This window comes from Kitasatospora sp. NPDC008050, assembly GCF_042957465.1.
Taxonomy (GTDB): domain Bacteria; phylum Actinomycetota; class Actinomycetes; order Streptomycetales; family Streptomycetaceae; genus Kitasatospora.
This window is the reverse complement of the sequence record NZ_JBIBIJ010000009.1, coordinates 324,239-345,467: the sequence shown is the minus strand read 5'-3', so window position 1 is coordinate 345,467 and position 21,229 is coordinate 324,239. Positions and strand designations below refer to the sequence as shown.

General features: G+C 71.1%; 17 protein-coding genes and 1 tRNA gene. 3 read left to right on the top strand and 15 right to left on the bottom strand.

What is annotated here, in order from left to right; genetic code table 11:
* The 14 genes from ACFZB9_RS20535 to ACFZB9_RS20470 all read right to left on the bottom strand — a co-directional run.
* Positions 1-665: flavodoxin-dependent (E)-4-hydroxy-3-methylbut-2-enyl-diphosphate synthase (locus ACFZB9_RS20535; protein WP_391449022.1), on the bottom strand; the 665-nt coding region annotated here is incomplete at its 3' end.
* An 85-nt stretch (positions 666-750) separates the two neighbouring features.
* Positions 751-1,773 (bottom strand): adenosyl-hopene transferase HpnH, encoded by a 1,023-nt coding sequence (hpnH, locus tag ACFZB9_RS20530; RefSeq protein WP_391449020.1) that lies wholly within the window; start codon positions 1,771-1,773, stop codon positions 751-753.
* A 2-nt stretch (positions 1,774-1,775) separates the two neighbouring features.
* Positions 1,776-2,498, bottom strand: coding sequence for a 1-hydroxy-2-methyl-2-butenyl 4-diphosphate reductase (locus ACFZB9_RS20525; RefSeq protein ID WP_391449018.1), 723 nt, complete (start codon positions 2,496-2,498; stop codon positions 1,776-1,778).
* On the bottom strand, positions 2,495-4,444 hold the full coding sequence (gene shc, locus ACFZB9_RS20520) for a squalene--hopene cyclase (protein ID WP_391449047.1): 1,950 nt from the start codon (positions 4,442-4,444) through the stop codon (positions 2,495-2,497). Before shc ends, ACFZB9_RS20525 begins: the two co-directional genes overlap by 4 nt.
* A 154-nt stretch (positions 4,445-4,598) precedes the next feature.
* Entirely contained in the window at positions 4,599-5,684 is a 1,086-nt protein-coding gene (locus ACFZB9_RS20515) for a polyprenyl synthetase family protein (RefSeq protein ID WP_391449016.1), read from the bottom strand.
* 179 nt (positions 5,685-5,863) lie between these two features.
* The gene (locus ACFZB9_RS20510; protein ID WP_391449014.1) at positions 5,864-7,435 is read right to left on the bottom strand and encodes an FAD-dependent oxidoreductase; all 1,572 of its coding nucleotides are present in this window, start codon (positions 7,433-7,435) and stop codon (positions 5,864-5,866) included.
* 127 nt (positions 7,436-7,562) lie between these two features.
* Positions 7,563-8,420: a presqualene diphosphate synthase HpnD gene (gene hpnD, locus ACFZB9_RS20505; RefSeq protein ID WP_391449013.1), complete on the bottom strand. Its 858-nt coding sequence runs from the start codon at positions 8,418-8,420 to the stop codon at positions 7,563-7,565.
* A gap of 41 nt (positions 8,421-8,461) precedes the next feature.
* The gene (gene hpnC / locus ACFZB9_RS20500; RefSeq protein WP_391449012.1) at positions 8,462-9,376 is read right to left on the bottom strand and encodes a squalene synthase HpnC; all 915 of its coding nucleotides are present in this window, start codon (positions 9,374-9,376) and stop codon (positions 8,462-8,464) included.
* Between the two features lie 365 nt (positions 9,377-9,741).
* On the bottom strand, positions 9,742-10,605 hold the full coding sequence (locus tag ACFZB9_RS20495; RefSeq protein WP_391449010.1) for an ABC transporter ATP-binding protein: 864 nt from the start codon (positions 10,603-10,605) through the stop codon (positions 9,742-9,744).
* Positions 10,598-11,536 carry an ABC transporter permease gene (locus ACFZB9_RS20490; protein WP_391449009.1) on the bottom strand — a complete coding sequence of 313 codons (939 nt, stop codon included), beginning with the start codon at positions 11,534-11,536 and terminating at the stop codon, positions 10,598-10,600. Before ACFZB9_RS20490 ends, ACFZB9_RS20495 begins: the two co-directional genes overlap by 8 nt.
* A gap of 125 nt (positions 11,537-11,661) precedes the next feature.
* Entirely contained in the window at positions 11,662-12,585 is a 924-nt protein-coding gene (locus tag ACFZB9_RS20485; protein WP_391449007.1) for a glycosyltransferase family 2 protein, read from the bottom strand.
* A gap of 8 nt (positions 12,586-12,593) precedes the next feature.
* On the bottom strand, positions 12,594-13,331 hold the full coding sequence (locus tag ACFZB9_RS20480; protein WP_391449045.1) for a CDP-alcohol phosphatidyltransferase family protein: 738 nt from the start codon (positions 13,329-13,331) through the stop codon (positions 12,594-12,596).
* 106 nt (positions 13,332-13,437) lie between these two features.
* Complete coding sequence (locus ACFZB9_RS20475; RefSeq protein ID WP_391449005.1) at positions 13,438-14,499, bottom strand: iron-containing alcohol dehydrogenase family protein; 1,062 nt, start codon at positions 14,497-14,499, stop codon at positions 13,438-13,440.
* The gene (locus tag ACFZB9_RS20470) at positions 14,487-15,242 is read right to left on the bottom strand and encodes a sugar phosphate nucleotidyltransferase (RefSeq protein WP_391449004.1); all 756 of its coding nucleotides are present in this window, start codon (positions 15,240-15,242) and stop codon (positions 14,487-14,489) included. Before ACFZB9_RS20470 ends, ACFZB9_RS20475 begins: the two co-directional genes overlap by 13 nt.
* A gap of 539 nt (positions 15,243-15,781) precedes the next feature.
* Here ACFZB9_RS20470 and idi point away from each other — a divergent pair.
* Positions 15,782-16,387: an isopentenyl-diphosphate Delta-isomerase gene (idi, locus tag ACFZB9_RS20465; RefSeq protein WP_391449002.1), complete on the top strand. Its 606-nt coding sequence runs from the start codon at positions 15,782-15,784 to the stop codon at positions 16,385-16,387.
* Positions 16,388-16,466: 79 nt separating this feature from the next.
* Here the strand turns inward: idi and ACFZB9_RS20460 are convergent, their stop codons facing one another.
* A complete protein-coding gene (locus ACFZB9_RS20460; RefSeq protein ID WP_391449000.1) occupies positions 16,467-16,997 on the bottom strand; it encodes an ATP-binding protein in 531 nt (176 codons plus the stop codon).
* Positions 16,998-17,431: 434 nt separating this feature from the next.
* On the opposite strand from ACFZB9_RS20460, the gene ACFZB9_RS20455 reads away from it, so the two are divergent.
* Both ACFZB9_RS20455 and ACFZB9_RS20450 read left to right on the top strand, forming a co-directional pair.
* Positions 17,432-17,519, top strand: a tRNA-Leu gene (locus tag ACFZB9_RS20455).
* A gap of 2,505 nt (positions 17,520-20,024) precedes the next feature.
* Complete coding sequence (locus ACFZB9_RS20450; RefSeq protein WP_391448998.1) at positions 20,025-21,197, top strand: serine hydrolase domain-containing protein; 1,173 nt, start codon at positions 20,025-20,027, stop codon at positions 21,195-21,197.
* Positions 21,198-21,229 lie beyond the last annotated feature (32 nt).

The window sequence follows — 21,229 nt, the reverse complement described above, 5'->3', positions numbered from 1 at the left end:
CCCGCCTCCGTCACACCCAGGTGCAGCGGATAATCACACGCCGCCGCCAACTGCCGGTACGCATTGATCATCACCACCGGATCGTTGTGCTTCACAGAGATCTTGATGTCCCGGAAGTCGTGCTCCTCGAACAACGAGCACTCCCACAACGCCGACTCCACCAACGCCTCCGGCGTGGCCTTGCCGTACTTCTCCAGCAGCCGCTTGTCCAGCGACCCCGCGTTCACGCCGATCCGGATCGGGACACCCGCGGCCCCGGCCGCCTTGGCGATCTCCCCCACCTTGTCGTCGAAGGCCTTGATGTTGCCCGGGTTCACCCGCACCGCCGCACAGCCCGCGTCGATCGCCGCGAACACGTACTTCGGCTGGAAGTGGATGTCCGCGATCACCGGGATCTGCGACTTGCGCGCGATGATCGGCAGCGCGTCCGCATCGTCCTGCGAGGGCACCGCCACCCGCACGATCTGGCACCCCGAGGCGGTCAGCTGCGCGATCTGCTGCAGCGTCGCGTTCACATCCGAGGTCAGCGTCGTGGTCATCGACTGCACCGACACCGGCGCATCGCCGCCGACCGGAACACTGCCGACCATGATCTGACGCGAGACGCGGCGGGTGGCGAGCGGCTTGAGCGGCAGGGACGGAACACCGAGCGAGATCGCGGTCATGGCTGTACGCACATCCTTGCTGTGATGGTCTTGATGTCATGGTCGGGCCCGGCGCGCGCTCTCGCACGCGCGCCGGGCCCGGCACTCAGTGGGTACCGCCCACGGTCTCCCGCATCGCGCGCAGCGTCTCCTTGAGCGAGCCCATGGTCGCGAGCACCGCCGTGGGCTCGTAGCCGCAGTGCGCCATGCAGTTCTCGCAGCGCGGGTCCTTGCCACGGCCGTACTTGGACCAGTCGGTCTTCTCGATGAGCTCGCGGTAGGTGGGCACGTACCCGTCGGACATCAGGTAGCAGGGGCGCTGCCACCCGAAGAGCGAGTAGTTCGGGATGCCCCAGGCGGTGCACTCGAAGTCGACCTTGCCCTCCAGGAAGTCCAGGAAGAGCGGGCTGTGGTTCAGCCGCCAGCGGCGGCGGTTGCCACCGGCGAAGGTCTTGCGGAAGAGCTCCCGGGTCTGCTCCACGCCCAGGAAGTGCTCCTGGTCGGGCGCCTTCTCGTACGCATAGGCCGGGGAGATCATCATCTCGTCGACCTTCAGGTCGTCGTTGAGGTAGTTGAGCACCTCGATGATGGTCTGAGGGGTGTCCGTGTTGAAGAAGGTGCTGTTGGTGGTCACCCGGAAGCCGCGTCGCTTGGCCTCCTTGATGGCCGCCACCGCCTCGTCGAACACCCCTTCCTTGGCCACCGACTCATCGTGCCGCTCGCGCAGGCCGTCGATGTGGACCGTAAAGGTGAAGTACGGCGAAGGAGTGAACTTGTCCAACTTCTTCCGCAGCAGCATCGCGTTTGTGCACAGGAAGACGTACTTGCGCTTCTCCACCAGCTGACGGACGATCTCGTCGATCTGCGGGTGCATCAGCGGCTCGCCGCCGGCGATGGAGACCATCGGAGCGCCGGACTCCAGCACCGCGCCGACCGCCTGGGCGACCGGCATCCGCTGCTTCAGCACCCCGGCCGGGTGCTGGATCTTGCCACAGCCCTCGCAGGCGAGGTTGCACGCGAAGAGCGGCTCCAGCTCGACGATCAGCGGGAACTTCTCACGGCGCTTCAGCAGCTTCTGCTGCATGAGATAGGTACTGACCCGCACGGTCTGGCGCAGCGGCATGGCCATGGCTAGCTCGCCTCCTGAGGGAGCGTCGGCAGGGAAGAGTGGGTCAACAGGGAAGGCTCTGCCGGCTCCGGTATCGCACGGAAGTGCTGTGCACCGGCCCCCGCGCCGACCACGGCACGGTGCCAGCCGAGCAGTGCGGGCACCAGGGCCCGCAGGGTACGGAACGCGCGCAGGCCGCCCGGCACGGTGCCGGGCCGGAGCAGTTCGCGCTCGGGCGTGTCGACCACCACCCGGACCGCCGCCATCGGCAGGCCGGCCGGCAGCTGGTCGAGCACGGTGTCGAACACGGCCGCGGACTCCATGTCCACGGCCAGGATCCCCGACCGGCCGAGCATGCGGCGCTCGTGGCCGCGCACCACGTGGTCGGCGGAGTGCAGGGCCCCGGTACGGACGTTCAACCCGAGGCCGGTCAGCGCCCGGGCGAGCGGCTCCGGCGAGTCGCTCGTCCGCGAACGGCCTGCGGCACAGTGCACGCGGTCGGAAACAATCACCTCACCCGGCCTTGTTCCCGACACGGCGGCGGCGCAGAATCCGGTCATCAGCACCGCGCCGTAGCCCTGGGGGGCGGCCGACAGCAGGGTGCGCACCGTCCGCCCGGCCCGGGCCGGGCCCATGCCGGTCCGGGCCAGCACCGGCGGGCCGCCGAGCGCCTGCGCCCAGTCGCCACGGCGCAGCGCCCACTCCTCGGCGGGCAGCGCGCACAGCACCAGGAGTGGCGCACTCATGTCAGCCTCCCCAGCACGGGATTGCCGTGCAGGTAGCGACCGAGCGCGGTGACCGGGAAGACCAGCCGGTAGAGGTGGTAGTTGATCGAGAAGTCCCACGGGAACCCGGTCCCGGTGAACTGCGGTTCGTCCCAGCTGCCTTCGGCCAACTGGGTGGTCGCCAGCCAGCGCACGCCGCGTTCCACAGCGGCGCTGCCCCGGTCCGGTCCGGGGCCGAACCGGCCGCCGGGGCCCTCGCCGGCCGACAGCAGCGCCATCAGCGCCCAGGCGGTCTGCGAGGCGGTGGACTCGCCGCGCCCCGACCAGTTCTGCGGGTCCTCGTAGGAGCGCATGTCCTCGCCCCAGCCGCCGTCCGGGTTCTGCCGCTCCTCCAGCCAGCGCACCGCGCGACGGATCGCCGGATCGGACTCGGGCACCCCCACCGCCACCAGGGCCGGCAGGACCGAGCCGGTGCCGTAGATGTAGTTGGTGCCCCAGCGGCCGAACCAGGAGCCCTCGGCCTCCTGGTTGCGCAGCAGCCACTCCACGCCCCGCCTGGTGCGCGGGTCGTCCGCCTTGCCGACCTCGGCCAGCATCTCCACCACATGGGCGGTGACGTCGGCCGACGGCGGGTCGACCACCTCGCCGAAGTCGCAGAACGGCAGCTTGTTCGGCAGCGTGCTGGTGTTGTCCACGTCGAAGGCACCCCAGGCACCGTTCTTGGACTGCATGCCGAGGTTCCACTCGACGCCGCGGTGCACGGCGCCGGCCACCCGCTCCGGGGCCGGATGGGCCACCCGGCGCAGCGCCAGCACCACCTCGGCGGTGTCGTCGATGTCGGGATAGGTGTCGTTGTGGAACTCGAAGGCCCAGCCGCCCGGGGCCAGCTGGGGCCGCTGCACCGACCAGTCGCCCTTGGTGGTGATCTCCTCGCCGAGCATCCAGTCGGTCGCCTTGACCAGCGCCGGGTGGTCGGCCGGCAGGCCCGCGTCGACCAGCGCGATGGTGGCCAGGCAGGTGTCCCAGACCGGGGACTGACAGGCCTCCAGCCAGCGCTTGCCGTCCTCGGTGTGCACGGTGAACCGCTCGAAGGCGGCCAGCCCGGACCGCATCACCGGGTGGTCCAGCTCGTAGCCGAGCAGGTGCAGCGCGATCAGCGAGTAGACGGCGGGCGGCTGGATGCCGCCCCAGCAGCCGTCCGCCTCCTGGCGCTCGACGATCCAGCGGCCGGCCTGGCTGAGCGCCAGCCGGCGCAGCGGTCGCACCGCGCGCTTGTGGTAGGCGTGCAGCACCAGGTCGAGTCGCTCGAACAGCCCGTCCCAGCTGGCGGGCGGGGCCAGCGGGCGCAGCGGGAAGGGGTTGGCCGGGTCGGTGTGCAACTCGGTCAGCTCGAACGGGCCCGGTCTGACCGGGCGGTGCGCGGAGACCACGGTGAGCGGAACGATGGTCTGCCGGGCCCAGCAGCCGAACGCGTAGATGTTCAGCGGCAGCCACTTGGGCAGGAACATGATCTCGGGCGGCATCTCCGGCAAACGCTCCCACGGCCACCAGCCGAAGAGTGCGAGCCAGATCCGGGTGAAGACCCGGGTCGCCGCGATGCCGCCGGCGCCCCGGACGTACTCGGCCGCGGCCCGCATGTGCGGGGCGTCCGGTTGGTCACCGGCCAGGCGCAGCGCGACATAGGCCTCGACCGTGGTGGAAATCTCCGGCGGACCTCCGTGGAAGGTCCCCCAGGTGCCGTCCGCGCGCTGCTGCGAGCGGATCCACTCGGCGGTGGCCGCGGTCTGCTCCACCGTGCGGATTCCCAGGAACTGACGGAGTAACAGGTCCTCCGCGTCCATGGTGACGTTGGTCTCCAGGTCCCCCTTCCACCAGCCTTCGGCGTCCTGTAGGGACAGCAGGTGGGTGGTGGCCCGGCGCAGGCTCTCCTCGATCGCCGCACGCTCCACGGGCGCGGGCGCGATCAGCTCCCCCAGAGCCTCGGTGCCGTCCTGCGCCACCTGCCACGAGGCGGCGCCGACCGGGTCGGCCAACGTGGCCGGCGGCCGCTCTTCCACCGCGACCGGCTCGGAATCGTACTCAGGGTCGAGCCGGCCGTCCGCGGTTGCTGTCAACTTGATGTCACCTCTCTCGTACCACCACGAATTCGGCGAGCGCGACGAAGCGCTCGCGCACCTCGTCGGCCATCGGGACCTCGTCCAGTGCGGCGAGGGCGGTCGTGTGCTGGCGGCGCGCCTCCTCCTGGGTCCAGGCACGGCCACCGGCCTGTTCGATCAGTGCGGCCCGCCCGGCCAGCACCTCCTCGGACTCCTCGCCGCGCCCCTGCGGGTCGGCGAGCAGTTCGGCCAGCCGACGGGAGGCGGCGCCGCCCTCGGCGAGGGCCGCGGCCACCGGCAGCGACTTCTTGCGCTGGCGCAGGTCGCCCCAGTGCGGCTTGCCGGTCACCTCGGTGGCGCCCCAGATGCCGAGCAGGTCGTCCACGGCCTGGAAGGCCAGGCCCAGGTGGTGGCCGTAGCGCTCCAGCGCGTCGGCCGTGCGGTCGTCGGCACCGGCCAGGACCGCGCCGATGGCGGAGGCGGCGGCCAGCAGCGCGCCGGTCTTGCCGCCCTCCATCGCCAGGCACTCCTCGACGGTGACCACGTCGCGGTGCTCGAAGGAGAGGTCCTGGGCCTGGCCGTCGATCAGCTTGCGGGTGGCGGTGGTGAGCAGTCGCACGGCGCGGGCGGCATCGGCCGGGGTCGCGGCACCCTGGCCGGCGTCCAGCAGGACCTCGGTCCCGAGGGTGGCCAGCGCGTCGCCGACCAGGATCGCCTGGGCCGGACCGAAGACCGTCCAGGCGGTGGCCCGGTGCCTACGGGTCTCGTCACCGTCCATCAGATCATCATGCAGCAGCGAAAAGTTGTGCACCAGCTCAACGGCCACCCCACCAGGTACTCCGACAGGTGCCTCGGCGCCGGCGGCCTCCGCCGAGAGCAGCGCGAGCGCCGGGCGGATCGCCTTGCCGCCGTCGCCCGCGGTCGGGTTGCCGGCCTGGTCGGTCCAGCCGAAGTGGTAGGCGGCGACCGCGTCCATCGGAGGGGCCAACCGGGCGACGGCCGCGCGCAGCGGCGGGATACAGAGCGTGCGGCCCCTGGCCAGCAGCTCGGGTACCGAGACGGGCTCGGCCTGGGCCGTCGCTCCCGCGGCCGTGCTCGGACGTGCCTCCACGTGTGTTCCCTCTCCCTGGGCCGGTGTGCTGGTTTCGGTGGTGGTGGGCTCGGCCGGCCCGGTCGCGGCGGTCGGCCCGCTCGCCCCCGGCGTGGACGCCGCTTGACTGGGCGCCACGTGACCGGGCGCCGTCGGCGTGGGCGCCGCTCGGGTGCTCGCCACCGGGCGCCGGGGACCGCTCATCGGGGCCACCGCCCGTCCCCGCGGTCCACCGGCACCCGCTCGCCCGCGGCGCGCAGCGCGGCGTCGGCGGCGGCGTGGCCGCTGCGCACGGCGCTCTCCATGGTCGCGGGCCAGCCGGTGGCCGTCCAGGAGCCGGCCAGCAGCAGGCCGGGGATCCGGGTCGCGGCCGCCGGACGCAGCACGGCGGTCCCCGGGGCCGGATCGAAGGTGGCGGTGCGCTCGCGGGTGACGAAGAAGTCGAGCACCTCGGCGTTGCGGGCGGCGGGCAGCAGGCGCTCCAGCTCCGGCAGGTAGCGGGCCCGCAGCTCGGCCACCGGCAGGTCGATCTCGTCCCGCACGGCGGACTGGGAGAGCGCCAGGTACTGCGCACCGGGGCGCCCGGTGCTGACCCCGGAGTGCGGGGTGCGGTCGAAGACCCACTGGACCGGGGAGTCCAGCGCGGCGAAGAACGGCCGGCGCAGCACCTTGCGGTCGTAGACCACGTGCACGTTGAGAATCGGCGCGGTGCCGAGCTCCGTCAGCCGGTGCTGCTCGGCGATCGCGCCCTCCGGCAGCAGCGCGGCGGCCGAGTCCTGGGCGCCGGCCAGCACCACCACGTCGGCGCTGAGCAGCTCGCCGTTCTCCAGCCGCACGGCGTGCGGCGGGCCGGCGGTGGTGGAGACGGACTCGGGACCGACCGGCACATGGTGGGTGGAGGAAGGAGCGGCGTCCGGGCCGAGTCTGGGCGGTGCCGACGAGGGAGCCACTGCGGAGCATTGGCGACTGAGAAGAAGCCGTTCAGGCGAGAGTCCGGGCGCCGCGACGCCGCCCACCATGTGCCGGTCGGTCCGTAGCTCGACGACCTTGGTGCGCAGCCGCACGGTGACCTCGGCCCGGGTCAGCTCGGCCAGCGCCGCGTCGTGGTGCACGGCGCCGAGCGGGACCGCCGCGATGCCGATGTCGCTGGCGCCCGGGTCGCTGAGCAGGCCGGTCTTGAAGACCATCGCGGCCAGCGCCAGCGAGACCTCCTCGGCCTTGGCGTTCAGGGTGGCCACCCCGACCAGGTCCCAGAGCGCGGCGACGGTCCGGTCGTTCTGCCCGTGCGAGCGCAGCCAGTCGCCGAAGGAGAGCTGGTCGAGCGCCGGGTCGGCGAGGTCCAGCCGCTGCAGCGCGAGCGCGCCGCGCACCACCCGCAGCCGGTCCAGCGGCCGCAGGTGCGGGTAGCTCGCCAGGCTGGCGGCCAGGTGCAGCGGGACCGGCAGGGCGGCCCGGCGCAGCCGGCCGAGCCGGTGCCGCTCGCCGCGCACGGCGAGCACCGGGACGTCCAGCCGGGGCTGGATCTCGACCTGGCCGCCGGCGCCCAGGCGCTCGATCAGGCCGCGGTAGGCGGTGCAACAACGCAGGAAGACGTGCTGGCCGTTGTCCACGGTCAGCTCGCCGCGGCGGAACGAGAAGGCCAGCCCGCCCAACCGCGGGCGGGCCTCCACCAGGGTGACCCGGTAGCCGGCCTCGGCCAGGCGCAGCGCGGCGGTCAGACCGGCCAGCCCGCCGCCCACCACGACGGAGGTCCGCTGGGCTTGCCCGCTCATCGCACCTCCCCGCTGTTCGCTTCGCGCGCCTCGACGCGCACCCGTCCGACGCGCAACATCCGGCACAACAGTCTCGGCCCTTCCGCTGATTCCCCGTCGAGGACGGCTGACGGAGGGTCGGACGGGTTCAAGAACGTCCTCCGGCCAGGCCGGAGAGCGCGACGTAGGCCTTCTCCCAGCCCGGCAGCGAGACCCGGCCGCGCAGCACCGACTCCGGCTCGGCGGCGATCCGCCCGAGCAGCCGGTGGTAGATGCCGGCCATCGCCGCGGTGCAGGCCCGGCTGCGCCGGTCCAGCATCGGCAGCAGCCGCAGGCCCTCCTCGAAGTAGCCCTGGGCCCGCTCGGCCTGGAAGGCGACCAGACCGGTGAAGTCGGCGCCGACCGGGGGCGTGGGCAGCGCGAAGCCCTGCTCGCATCCGAACCTGGCCAGGTCCTCGGCCGGCAGGTAGGTGCGTCCGTTGACCGCGTCCTCGCGCAGGTCGCGCAGGATGTTGGTGAGCTGCAGGGCGAGGCCCAGGGTGTCCGCGTACTCGGCGCCACGCTTGGGGTCAGCGCAGCCGTACACGCCCAGCGAGAGCCGGCCGATCGAGCCGGCCACACAGCGGCAGTAGACCTTGAGGTCCTCGAAGGTCTGGTACTCGGCGCCGCGCAGGTCCATCTCGACGCCGTCGATCAGCTCGTCGAAGGCGTCCAGCGGGATCGGGAAGCGCCGGGCGGCGTCCGCCAGCGCCACCTTGATCGGGTCGGTGTCCTCCTCCGTGACATCGCCCGCCCGTACCTCGTCCAGCAGGGCGCGGGTGGCGAGCAGCTGCTCGGTCTTGCGCTGCTCGGACAGCTCGCCGTCGCCGATGTCGTCGACCCGGCGGGCGAGCGCGTAGAGAGCGGACATGGCCAGCCGCTTGGGCTCCGGAAGCAGCCGGATCCCGTAGCTGAAGTTGCGGGCCTGCAGGGCGGTGACCGCCTCGCAGTACCGATAGGCCGCCATGACCGGTGCCGACGCCAGTGGTGATGCCGCCACTCGGGCGTTCACCTTCCCTTCGCGAAGATGGCCGCCGCCTTCATCGCCAGGCGGCGCTTGTCGGGCTTCGGCTGCTGGGCCAGCACGTCGTACCCCGCGGCCTCGACGGCCGCCAGGGCCGCGTACCCGCCCGCGGTGAATCCCGCCAGGAGAAGTCGAAGCCTCCCCCGAACCGTACCCACCAGCGGGGCGCCGTGATCGAGCAGGGTCCGTGCCCGAGCCGCCTCGAACGCCACGAGTTCGCGCACCCTCGCGTCGGCGGTGGGGGCGGCGAGGTCGGCCTCGGTGACGCCGTAGCGGGTCATGTCCTCGGCGGGCAGGTAGATCCGCCCGCGGGCGAGGTCCTCGGCCACGTCCTGGAGGTGCTCGACCACTTGGAGCGCGGTGCAGATCGCGTCCGAGAGCTCGATCCGCTCCGGGGTCGCGACGTCGGCGAGCGCGAGCACCAGGCGTCCGACCGGGTCCGCGGACAGCGTGCAGTAGCCGACCAGACTTTCGAAGGTCGGGTATCGGGTGGTTGTCTGGTCCACCCGGTTGGCCTCGATCAGACGGCGGAACGGCTCCGGCGTCACGGCGTGGCGGCCGATCAGCGGCACCAGCGCACGCATCAGCGGATGCCGCGGCGACTCACTGACGGTACCGGGCAGCGCGGCCTCGAAGGCCCGGTCCAGATCCCGTTCGAGCCCGGCGAGCAGCCCCAGCCGGAACGTCGTCTCGTCCCCGGTGTGCGTCGGCGCGCCCAGCAGCACGGCCGTCCCCGCCGGGTCCGCGAGGTCGCCGTCGCCGGCGTCGTCCACCAGGCGGGCGAAGCCGTAGACCGCCATCAGGTCGTCGCGCCAGGCGGCGGGCAGGAAGCCGGGGGCGACCGGGAAGTTCTCCCGCGCCGCCTTGGCCAGCGTCTCCTCCTCAGAGGGACCGCCCACCCCACCGCTCCCCGGCCGCGCCGAGAACTGAGCCGAAGTCGTCACTGCCGTCACTCCCCCGTTCTACACCGGTGTTGACCATGGACCCGACTCGGACACGCTTCCCCCGCGCAGGCTGGACCGCTCCCGGACCCCCACCCTTTCACTTCCGGTCACGAGTCGAAAAGACCACCCCCCGGCGCGCCGACCCCCCTCACCCACCCGGCGCACACGCGGGGGCGCGGGAAACGAGAGGTGCGCACGGGTCGCGCGCCGAGGGTAACCGGAGCGGACTCTGCCGCGCACACGGATCGAACATCAGGGGCCGGTGCCCGGAACGCCTTCACGTTCCGAACACCGGCCCCTGATGACCGGCTGCGGGCGCCTCAGGGGCGCTCGCCGCGTTCGTACATGCCGACGACCTCTTCGGTCGGGCCGTCCATGATCAGCTTGCCGGTCTCGATCCAGACCGTCCGCTCGCAGGTGTCACGGATCGCGTTGTTGTTGTGGCTGACCAGGAAGACCGTACCGGCCTCCTTGCGCAGCTCGCGGATGCGGGCCTCGCTGCGGCGCTGGAAGGCCTGGTCACCGGTGGAGAGCGCCTCGTCGATCAGCAGCACGTCGTGGGTCTTGGCCGCCGCGATGGAGAACCGCAGGCGGGCCGCCATGCCCGAGGAGTACGTGCGCATGGGCAGGTTGATGAACTCGCCCTTCTCGTTGATGCCCGAGAAGTCCACGATCGACTGGTAGCGGGCCTTGACCTGCTCCGGGCTCATGCCCATCGCCAGGCAGCCGAGGACCACGTTGCGCTCGCCGGTCAGGTCGTCCATCAGGGCCGCGTTCACGCCGAGCAGCGAGGGCTGGCCGTTGGTGTAGATGCCGCCCTTCTCGGTCGGCAGCAGGCCGGCGATGGCCGACAGCAGGGTCGACTTGCCCGAGCCGTTCGAGCCGATCAGGCCGACCGCCTCACCCTTGTACGCGGTGAAGCTGACGCCGCGCACCGCGTGCACCTCGGTGATCGCGGGTGAGCGCTTGCGGGAGATCAGGCGGCTGAGCGCCGAGGTGGCGCTGCCCTTGCCCGCCGAGGCGCCGTGCACCTTGTAGACGATGTGCACGTCGTCGACGACGACGGTGGGGACGCGGGTCTCCTTGGCGGCGGCGACCGCCTTGGCGTCGCGCTCGCGGCGGAGGGCAGCGCGCTCCTCGCCGGTGAGCTCGCGCTCCTCCTCGGTGGTAACAGTGTCAGCCACGGCCGTACTCCTCCTCTGCCTTCCAGAAGAAGACGTAACCGATCACGAAGGCCACCAGCGCCCAGCCGACGGCCATCTCCCAGATGTGGTGCGGCAGCTCCAGCGCACGGTTGCCGTAGAGGTGCTTGCGGTAGATGCTGGGGATCATCGCGTGCCGGACCAGCTCCATGTACACGGAGGCCGGGTTGGCCTGAGCGATCATCTGCACCCAGTGCGGCCAGTTCTTGACGTGGTCCGAGATGGTGTACATGACGCCGGACAGGTACATCCAGGTGCGCAGCAGGAACGGCATCAGCTGGGAGACGTCACTCGTCTTCGCACCGATGCGGGCCATGATCAGCGCCAGACCGGTGTTGAAGAAGGACAGCAGGATCAGCGTCGGGATCACCTGGAACCAGGTCATCCCCGGCATCAGGTTGTTCGAGAGGATGATGGCGACCAGCACGACCATCGAGATCAGCAGCTGCTGGAGCTGGATCACGGTGAAGGCGATCGGCATGCAGGCGCGCGGGAAGTGCAGCGCCCGGATCAGTCCGAGGTTGTAGGAGATCGCCCCGGTACCGGACTGGATGGCGCTCTGGATGAACTGGAAGATGAAGACACCGACGCAGAGCCACGGGATGTACTTCGGAGTGTTGTTGCCGCTCAGGATGACGCCGAAGACCAGGTAGAAGACCGCACAGTTCAACAGTGGCGTGACGACCTGCCAGACCTGGCCCATCTTCGCCGTGGTGTACTGCGCCACCAGGCGCGCAGTCGCGAAGGCGACGATGAAGTGCCGGCGCCCCCACAGCTGCTTGGTGTAGGCGAAGAGCCCTGGCCGGGCGCCGCTGATGCTCAGGCCGTACTTGTCGGCGAGCTGCTTCGGGGTCAGTCCGGTGTCAACACCCCCTGGTAGTGAGAGGTTGATCGGTTCAGTCACTGTCGACACATTCGTCCTTCACGGGCTCGGAAGTCCGGCTGCTGGCCGGGGGCAGTCGCCGGGCTCTCGGCGGGGAGATCCATGGGGGGATCACGGGGTCCGGCTGGCGGTGTGGTGGTCCGCTGACCGGGTGATCAGATGACCGGCGGTCTGCCCAACCTGGTCAATCGCCATACAGTACGCCATCGCATCGGCCGTCGCTCGCCGCATGGCTTGCGCCAGCCTTCCCGGAAGCCGCCCCACCAGGCCTTGAGTGCCTCCCCGGAGGGGCGGCGGGCCAGGGTGAGCAGCAGCCAGGTGCAGAGATAGAGAGGCACCAACAGGGCCGGGAGGTTCCGTCGGGCCAGCCACACCCGGTTGCGCGCCACGTTGTGGAAGTACGAGGCGTGCCGGGCGGGCGAGGTGGTGGGGTGGTGCAGCACGATGTCCGCCCGGTAGTCGATCGACCACCCGGCGTCCAGCGCACGCCACGCGAGGTCGGTCTCCTCGTGGGCGTAGAAGAAGTCGGCGGGCAGCTGCCCGGCCTGCTCGAACACCGTCGAGCGGACCGCGCTGGCGCCGCCGAGGAAGGTGGTGACCCGCGAGGAACGCAGCGGGTCGGCGGCGCGCAGCCGCGGGACGTGCCGGCGCTGGGTGACGCCGGTGTCGGGGTCGGCGACCCGGAAGCTGACGATGCCCAGGCCCGGGTCGGCGGTGAAGGCCTCCCGCAGCAGGCGGGCCGAGTCGGGGTTCGGCAGCGAGCCGTCGTCGTCCAGGAAGAGCACCGCGTCGACGTCGCGGCCGTCGGGGCCGAACAGCTCGATCCCCACGTTGCGGCCGCCCGGGATGCCGAGGTTCTCGGGCAGCTCGACGGCGCGCACGCCGGCCGGCAGGGGCGGCAGCGGGGCGCCGTTGCCGACCACGGCGAGTTCCACGGCCGGGCCCTGCTGGCGCCGGACCGACTCGATCAGCGCGTTCAGCTCGGCCGGGCGGTTGCCCATGGTGATGATCACGGCGCCGAGACGGAAGTCATCGGCCCTGGTGCCCGTGGGCTTGGTGTTCGTAGTGGTGTTGTTCATCGAAGCTTTCACCGCAGCCGACTGGAGAGGACGATGCTGAGCAGGTGGAGAACGGTCTGCAGCATGGCGATCGCGGCCAGCACGACCACCGCGAGGCGGGTGAAGGTGAGCCCGCCGTGCACCGCGTCGGCGATCCCGGCGGCCAGGATGAGGAGCGAGGCCTCGACCGCACCGACCAGCCGGTGGAACTTCAGCAGCGAGGCGGCCCGGCGGGCCTTGGCCACGCCCGCGGAGCGCGGCACCGAGGCGCTGTCGGCCACCGCCGTCATGCCGCTGCGGGCACGGGCGACGTCGACCAGGTCGGTCTCGGACTTGATCAGGATCGCGCCGAGCGCGGCCAGGGTGCCGAGGAAGGCCCACTCCCAGTGGGTGGCGCCGCCGCTGTGGTGCAGCAGGTCGGCACCGCGCAGGCCGAGGCCGGTGAGCAGCGCGGCCTCCGACATGTAGTGGCCGACCCGGTCCAGGTAGACGCCGGTCAGCGAGGTCTGCCGGCGCCAGCGGGCCACCTCGCCGTCCACGCAGTCGAGCAGCAGATAGAGCTGGATGAGCAGCGCACCGACGATCGCACCGGCGAGACCGGCGATCAGCAGCCCCGCGCCGGCCAGGATGCCGGTGCACATCATCGTGTAGGTCAGGCCGTTGGGCGTGATCGCGGTGACCGTCGACAGCACCCGGGTGATCCGCAGCGAGATGCTGCGCATGTAGAGGCGGCCCGCCCAGTGCTCGGCGCTGCGGCGCTGGAGCATGCCCGCCGGGTGGATCACCGCGCGCAGTTCCTCGATCGAGGGACGAACCGTGAGGTCAACCGCGGCGCGGCCGGCAGCCGGAGGCGGTGCGGCCGAGGCTCGGGGCTCAGCTGTTGACGGCTTGGACATAGTCGGCGTACGCGTCCCTGATCGCTGATGGGGAGAGGTCGAGGTACTCAAGAATCGTGAAGCGCCCCGGGCGGGTATTCGGAGCGTAGTGCACCGCTTCGACGAACTCCGCCTCGGTGAACCCGATCTGATCGGCAGTCACCGGCAGGCCGTGGGCCCGCAGGCGGTCGACGATCAGTCGGGTCAGCTCGTGCTCACCCCGCAGGAAGCTCGCGAAGGCCGCGCCGAGGCCGACCTGTTCGCCGTGCTGAGCCGAACGCTTGGGATACAGCACGTCCAAGGCGTGCGAGATCTCGTGACAGGCGCCCGAGGAAGGCCGGGTGCTGCCCGCGATGCTCATCGCGATGCCGGACAGTACCAGTGCTTCCGCGAGCGCCGTAAGGAGGTCCGCGTCCTCCAGGGCTCCCGGGTGGCGCAGCAGGTTCTCGCCCGCCGAGCGGGCCATCGCCACCGCCAGCCCGTCCACCTTCTCGCCCGTTTCGCGCTGGGAGAGTTCCCAGTCGGCACAGGCCGAGATGTTGGACAGGACGTCACCGATACCGGCCGCCACGAAGCGCTGCGGGGCCTGCTGGATCACGTCCAGGTCGACCACGATGCCGATCGGCCCGGGCACCCCGTAGGAGCCCCGGCCCGCGTCGTTGTCGAGGGTCGAGACCGGAGAGCAGATGCCGTCGTGCGCCAGGTTGGTGGCGACGGCGACCAGGGGCAGCCCGACCCGCGCGGCGGCGTACTTGGCGGCGTCGATGATCTTACCGCCCCCGAGGCCCACCAGGACGTCGTAGTGACCGCCGCGGACCTCGTCCGCCAGCCGCACCGCGCCGTCCAGGGTGCCGTCCCCCGCCTCGAACCAGTCGGCGTTCGGCAGCATCGGCAGCAGGCGCTCGCGCAGCCGGGTCCCCGAGCCGTTGCTGATCGCCACCGCGACCCGGCCGGCGGTCGACAGCCGCTGGTCGGCGAGGATGCCGGCCAGCGAGTCCAGGGCGCCCGACCGGATCTCGACGAAGACCGGCGAAGGGATCAGCCGGGTCAGTACTGGCACGCGATCTCCCGCGCCTTGGCCAGGTCCTCGTGGTTGTCGACCTCGACCCAGGAGACCTCGCCGATCGGCTGCACGTCGATCCGCAGGCCGCGGTCGGCCATCTCCTGGTAGCCGTCCTCGTAGTAGAGCTGCGGGTCGCGCTCGTAGGTGGTGCGCAGCGCGTCGGCCAGGTCGGCGGCGGCGGACGGGTTGATCACCGTGACACCGATGTACTCACCGGTCGCCTCGGCCGGGTCCATCAGCTTGGTGATCCTTTGCATGCCCTTGACCGGGTCGACGACGACCTTCATCTCCTCGTCGGCCAGCTTCTTGCGGGTGTCCAGCGCGAGCAGGATGCCCGGGGCATGGCCCTCGGCGATCAAGCGGTCGTTGCCGTCCAGCATGGTGCGCTGCACCGAGGCCGGGTGCACGGTGTCGCCGTTGGCCAGCAGCAGCCCCTCGGTGAACAGCTCGCGGGCGCACCAGAGCGAGTAGGCGTTGTTCCACTCCTCGGCCTTGTCGTTCTCGACCAGGGTGAGCTTGACGCCGTACTTCTGCTCCAGCGCCTCCTGGCGCTCGTAGACGGCCTCCTTGCGGTAGCCGACCACGATCGCCGCCTCGCGCAGACCGACCTCCGCGAAGTTGCCGAGAGTGAGATCGAGCACGGTCTTCTCGCCGTCGACCGGCACCAGCGCCTTGGGCAGGGTGTCGGTGTACGGACGGAGCCGACGGCCGGCTCCGGCCGCCAGAACGAGGCCGATCATGCGGGGTCTCCTGTTTCGTCGTTCCGGGTGCGCAGTGCCGCCCTGGGGTTCCCCTCGACCGTCCACGAGCCTGACGATGCACATCCGTACCCGCATGTGCCCGCTCACGGAACGACGCCCCGGTCCCGCCACTCGGCGGTGCACCGTGTCGTAGTGATGGTAGGCGACCGACACCACCGGCCCGAACGCCGCCCGGCCCACCGGGGTGCCCCGCGGCCGACCGATCGGGCCCGGCGGTGAGGGCGTTCGGACGGTTGCGTGGCGGTCACGTGTCGGACCGGTGTACGAGAAAAACGACCCATTCGGACAGCAGTGCTGGTCGAGGGTGCTCCTCGGCTCCCCCGCACCGGTGATCCCGGGGATGGTGCGTCGAATCCGTCCCAGCACCTCGGCCATACGGCAGACTGGCACCCATGCCCTCCGTACGCGACACGGCACTGTTCGCGCCCGGGGGCGTGCTGCCGTCCGCTGGACCGGGGGGGCTCGCCCGGGTGGCGTACCCGGGTGGCGGCGCCGGTCCCCGTGCCGAAAGAGGCGCTATGCCCGAGAGTTCATCGACCAGCCTTGCCACCGACCCGGCCGGCGGGGTCGCGGAGCCCACGGCCGCTCCCGAGATCCTGCTGGAGTTGGTGGACGACGAGGGTGCCACCATCGGCACCGCCGAGAAGCTCTGGGCCCACCAGCAGCCGGGCCATCTGCACCGGGCGTTCTCGGTCTTCCTCTTCGACCAGCAGGGCCGGCTGCTGCTGCAGCGCCGCGCGCTGAGCAAGTACCACTCACCCGGCGTCTGGTCCAACACCTGCTGCGGCCACCCCTACCCCGGCGAGCCGCCGTTCGTGGCCGCCGCCCGGCGCACCGCCGAGGAGCTGGGCGCCGCCCCCAGCCTGCTCGGCGCGGCGGGCACCGTGCGCTACGACCTGCCGGACGAGGCCTCCGGGCTGATCGAGCGGGAGTGGAACCACCTCTTCGTCGGCCTGCTCACCGACGAGCTGCGGCCCGACCCGCAGGAGGTCGACGACACCCGTTTCGTGACGGCCCGGGAGCTGAAGGAGCTCCAGCAGGAGCGGCCCTTCTCGGTCTGGTTCAACACGGTCTTCGAGGCGGCCCTGCCGGGGATCCGGGAGATCGCCGGGCCGAGCTGGTGACAGCGGCGGCCCGTTGAGGAGGGGCGGGGCCGGTCCGCCGAGGGGTGGGGTGGCGCCGCCGAGGGGTGGGGCGGGCCGCTCAGCGGCCGCTCACGCCGCTCCCCGCCCGCTCGGCGGCGGCGGGGAGCGGTAGCGAGGCCCAGATCACCTTGCCGCCGTCGCACGTCCGCTCCACGTCGCAGGCGCCGCCCGCCGCCAAGGCGATGCTCTTGACCAGCAGCAGCCCGCGCCCGCCGGTCTGCTCGGGGTCGCTCTGCACGGCCTTGGGCCGGTGCGGGTGCCCGTCCTCCACCGCCACCCGCACCTGGCCGCGGCCGATCTCCACCTCGGTGGTCACCCGGGGCGAGAGCACCGCGGCGTGCGTGACGGCGTTGGTGACCAGTTCGGAGACGATCAGCAGCAGGCCGTCGGTGAGGTCCTCATAACACTCCCCGGTCAGCCCGCGGGCCCGTAGCAGGTCACGTACCGCGTGCCGGACCCGTGGCACCGAGGACTCCCGCGCCCCGGCGACGATCCGCCACAGCCCGTCGGCGGCCCGCTCCACCTCGACCCCGTCCGGCACCTGGACCGGCGCCACCACCGTCGACGTCCCCGCAGTCGTCCGCTCCACGTCCAGCCACCCTTCGTCGGGCCTCGGGAGGCACCGCCGGCACCGGCCGACCATCCGGGAACGGGGTGTTCCGTTCAGGGCTCCCCTTCATCTCCGAGGCTAGGAGAGCGACCGGAATCCTCGCGCCCGGTCGAGGAACTTGCCCCTGGCAGACCATTTTCGACCGACCATGAGCACAACAGCCCACTTCCTGGCCGACTTTCCCCGCGCCTCCGACGCACGACCGTTCATCCGCCCCGGGCCCCTGACCTGCCCGCGCACCCACTGCCGGCGGGAGGCGGCGTTGCCGCCCCGAGCGGGCGCCCGGGTGCCCGCGGGGAGCGAGAACCGCAGGTGGGCGGCGGGAGCGGGTGGGTCGGAGCTACGCCGAAAGCCTGATAGTGTTCTCTCTGTCGCCGCGGGGACAGCACGAAAAACCCCGAGGCACACACCCTGTCCGGGTGGCGGAATGGCAGACGCGCTAGCTTGAGGTGCTAGTGCCCTTTATCGGGCGTGGGGGTTCAAGTCCCCCCTCGGACACCAGCAGATACCCCACTTCATGTGGGGTTTTTCTGTTTCCAGACCCTGAGCGTGACCAACCATGTGACCAACGGCCCAGCGAGTCTCCTGGCCAGGGATGAGAGAGACCAATCCGGCTTGATCGACGTAGATGACCGCGTTGTCGCCCCCGTCCTTGGTGAGCTTTCGTAGCCGGAACGTGTTGCCTTCTTCGACCACCACCCACCCGAGTTCGATGGAGCACTCATCCCAGTTGATGAGGTCCCACATCCACCCCAGCACCTCACTCCGGCGGCACGAGGTCGCCGCGTAGGAGGTCCACAGCGGGCGTCCCGCAGGCAGTGATGGGTCAGCCCCTCGTCACAGGCCTGGTTGCCGCAGGGCTCCCAGATCTCGCCCAGGAAGTGAGCCGTCTCCTGGTCGTTGAGGGTCGGGAAGCCGGGTTCCGCGGCCCTGATCTGCCGCTCGGTCGGAGGGTTCGCCGTGTGGGGCGGGTTGACCTTCAGAGGAGGGGATGCCGTTCATCAAGGTCGGCCAATCACTTCGCTGCCGGCCAACCGACCTTGACCGGTGGCTGGACAAGCGTTACGCCGCGGGCCCACCACGGTGAGCCGCTCCACTCAAGCGACCAGCGGCTGCTGACGGACCGCACGCTGGAGTCAGCGCCACCCATAGGGCCGCGCCGGAATGCGGGCGGAGTGACGGTGTACGCAGAATTCCCGTGAGCGAGGGCACTCCGCCCGCCGTACAGAGGGAAGCAGGGAACGGTATGACCGCGGACCAGAGTAAGCACCGACCGCGAAGGTCGGTGCCCAGGATCCCGGGTCCTGCGGGGAGCACTGGAGGTGTGAAGAGACCCGGGGAGAGGAGAGGGCGTCCGAGGGCCGGGGCCGTTGCGAGTGTGGCGGCTGCCGTGGCCGGGGCGGTGATCCTCCCCACGACCCTGGCCGCTCCTGCCACCGCCGCCGGCCTGAATGCCCCAACGCGGCAGGTGTTCTCGTCACCAGGCGAGTTTGCCTTTACCCCTCCGGTTGGCATTGCGACGTTCACTGTGTACCTGTGGGGCGGCGGAGGTGGCGGCGGTGCCGGCAGCGGCGGGGGCGGAGGTGGGGGCGGCGAAGCCACTGATGCGTTCGGTGGGGGAACCTCCACTGGTGGCGGGGGCGGGGCAGGCGGCGGCGGTGGCGGTGGCGGTGTTAGTGGCGGTTACGTCCCGTGCGTTGTCAGGGTGTCTGATCCCACACATCCCCCTGCCTACCAGGTCGTCGTCGGAGCGGGCGGAACCGGAGCGAAGCCCGGCGGGAAAGGCGGCACAGGCGGACCTCGCGGAGTCGGCGATGCGGCGCAGGACGGGAAGCCGGGATCACCTGGCGGGGCTTCCGGGGGCGTGGCAGGGCACGGACAGCCTTCCAAGCTGACTGGGCGATTCACTTCCGACGGGGCGCAGGCAGATGCCGGTGGCCCCGGCTTCAATGCAACCGAGGGCGCGAGGGGCGGCCAGGGCGGCCAGGGGAAAGGGGCCAAGGGCGGTCAGCCCACCGACCCGGGGGACAGGGGCATCAGCCACACCGGCACACCGATGTGCGGATGGGACATGTTTCCACCACTCAGCAACGCCGGAACCGTCGGAGCCCGCGGGGCCGCCGGAAGCGCTGGGCGCACCAGTGACTATGTCTATGGTGCGGGTGGAGGCAGTGGTGGTGCCGGTGGTGCGGGTGGCCGCACTCCGGTCACCAGCGTCACCCTGCCCGATGGCACTCTCTACACAGTCCCAGCTGGCACTGGGAACAGCGGGAACGGCGGGAAGGGCGGGAACGGCGGCAGCGGCGGGAACGGATATCGCAACTCGGGCAATGTATTGAACACACCGGGTACCCCCGGCACGGACGGCGATCCCGGCAAGCCAGGCAACAACGGTCTGGTCGTTGTCGCCTGGGCAGCGGCTCCCAGAACCTGACCAGGGCTCCCGTTCACCCTGTCAAAGTGGCCACCGGCGCCGTGACACGCCTACCGGGTCCGGCCACCGGCGGACGTCGCACCTGCCTCTACACCATCCCCGGCCACACGCCGGCTCCCGCACCAACACCCTTCACGGCAAAGCCGGTTGCCCGCCCGGACGTAAACCTGTCCGATCTACTGGCCATGTGGTGAAGCCCGAGACGCAGGTGGTGCCACGACCGCGCGCCACGGGGGAACGGCGCAGAAGCCGGGGCGGCTTCAGGGGCATCTCCTACCAGCGCGCGTCCCAGCAGCTCCAGCACCCCGGCACACCCGACCGCCGTGGGGTAACAGTCTGTGTCCCCCTCGGACACCAGAGGTGAGTTCGCAGGTTCCAGCCGAGTGCCGGCCGGGATTGATCCCGGCCGGCACTTCTGCGTTTCCGGATGTGTTTCCGGTGTGGTTCCGAGCCGTGGGTGGGAGCGTCGGGCGGCGCGACTGCCCGTAGCGGGGCGCGTGCGCGCAGGGGGTGTCCGGGCTGCACCGTCCGGCCGAATCGCGCCGGGGGCCCGGAAGGTCGACGATCGACGTATGAGAGCCTTACCCACCCGCAGAGCAATCGCGGCTGCCACGCTGGCCCTCGCCGGGCTGTTGCAGGTGGCGGCCGTACCGGCTCAGGCCGCCGCCCCCACCGCGATGGTGCAGCAGGACCAGCCCGGCACGGAGGCGAGCAGGCTCGACAGCGCCATCCAGCAGGCGCTGCAGCAGACCGGTGTACCCGGCGCCATCGTCGGGTTGTGGCAGCCGGGGCAGCCCGACTACGTCCGTACCTTCGGGCATGCCGACAGCGCCACCAAGCAACCGATGAGCACGAACCTCCACATGCGGATCGGCAGTGAGACCAAGACCTTCACCGCCACCGCCGTGCTCCAGCTCGTCGACCAGGGCAAGATCGGCCTGGACGACCCGATCTCGATGTACGTCCCCGGGGTTCCGAACGGCGACAACATCACGCTGCGTCAGTTGCTGGAGATGCGCAGCGGCCTGTTCCCGTACTCCTCCGACCCCACCTTCGTCAATAAGTTCCTCACCGACCCGACCGCGCCATGGACCCCGCAGCAGTTGCTCGCGCTCGGCTTCGGCCACCCGAACCTGTTCGCGCCCGGCAGCCAGTTCCTGTACGACAACTCCAACTACATCCTGCTCGGCCTGGTGGTCGAGAAGGTGTCCGGCCAGGACCTCGCCGGTTACCTGCACGACCACGTGACCGGCCCGGCCGGGCTGAGCGACACCTTCCTGCCCAGCGGCGCCGAGTACCCGAACCCGCACGCCCAGGGCTACACCAACCAGACCCTGAACGGCCAGGAGGCCATCTCCACCAACTGGAACCCCAGTTGGGGCTGGGCGGCCGGTGCTGAGATCTCGACGCTGAACGACCTGCACAAGTGGGCCTTCGACGTCGCCACCGGCACCCTGCTCGGCAACGCCGTCCAGGCGCAGCGCACCAACTTCATCAACACCACCATTCCGGGGGCCGGTTACGGCCTGGGCCTGTTCGACATCAACGGCTGGATCGGGCACAACGGCTCCCTCCCGGGCTATGAGAGCGTCACCATCTACCTGCCGTCGCAACAGACCACGTTGGTCGTGCTGATCAACTCCGACATCCCGTACCAGGGCAACGAGCCGAGCACCGTGATCGCCAAGGCCATTACCGGCGTCGCGACTCCGGGCAACGTCTACAACATCCCGCCGGCCGGCTGATCCCGGCACCGGAAGCGGGGAGAGGGACCACC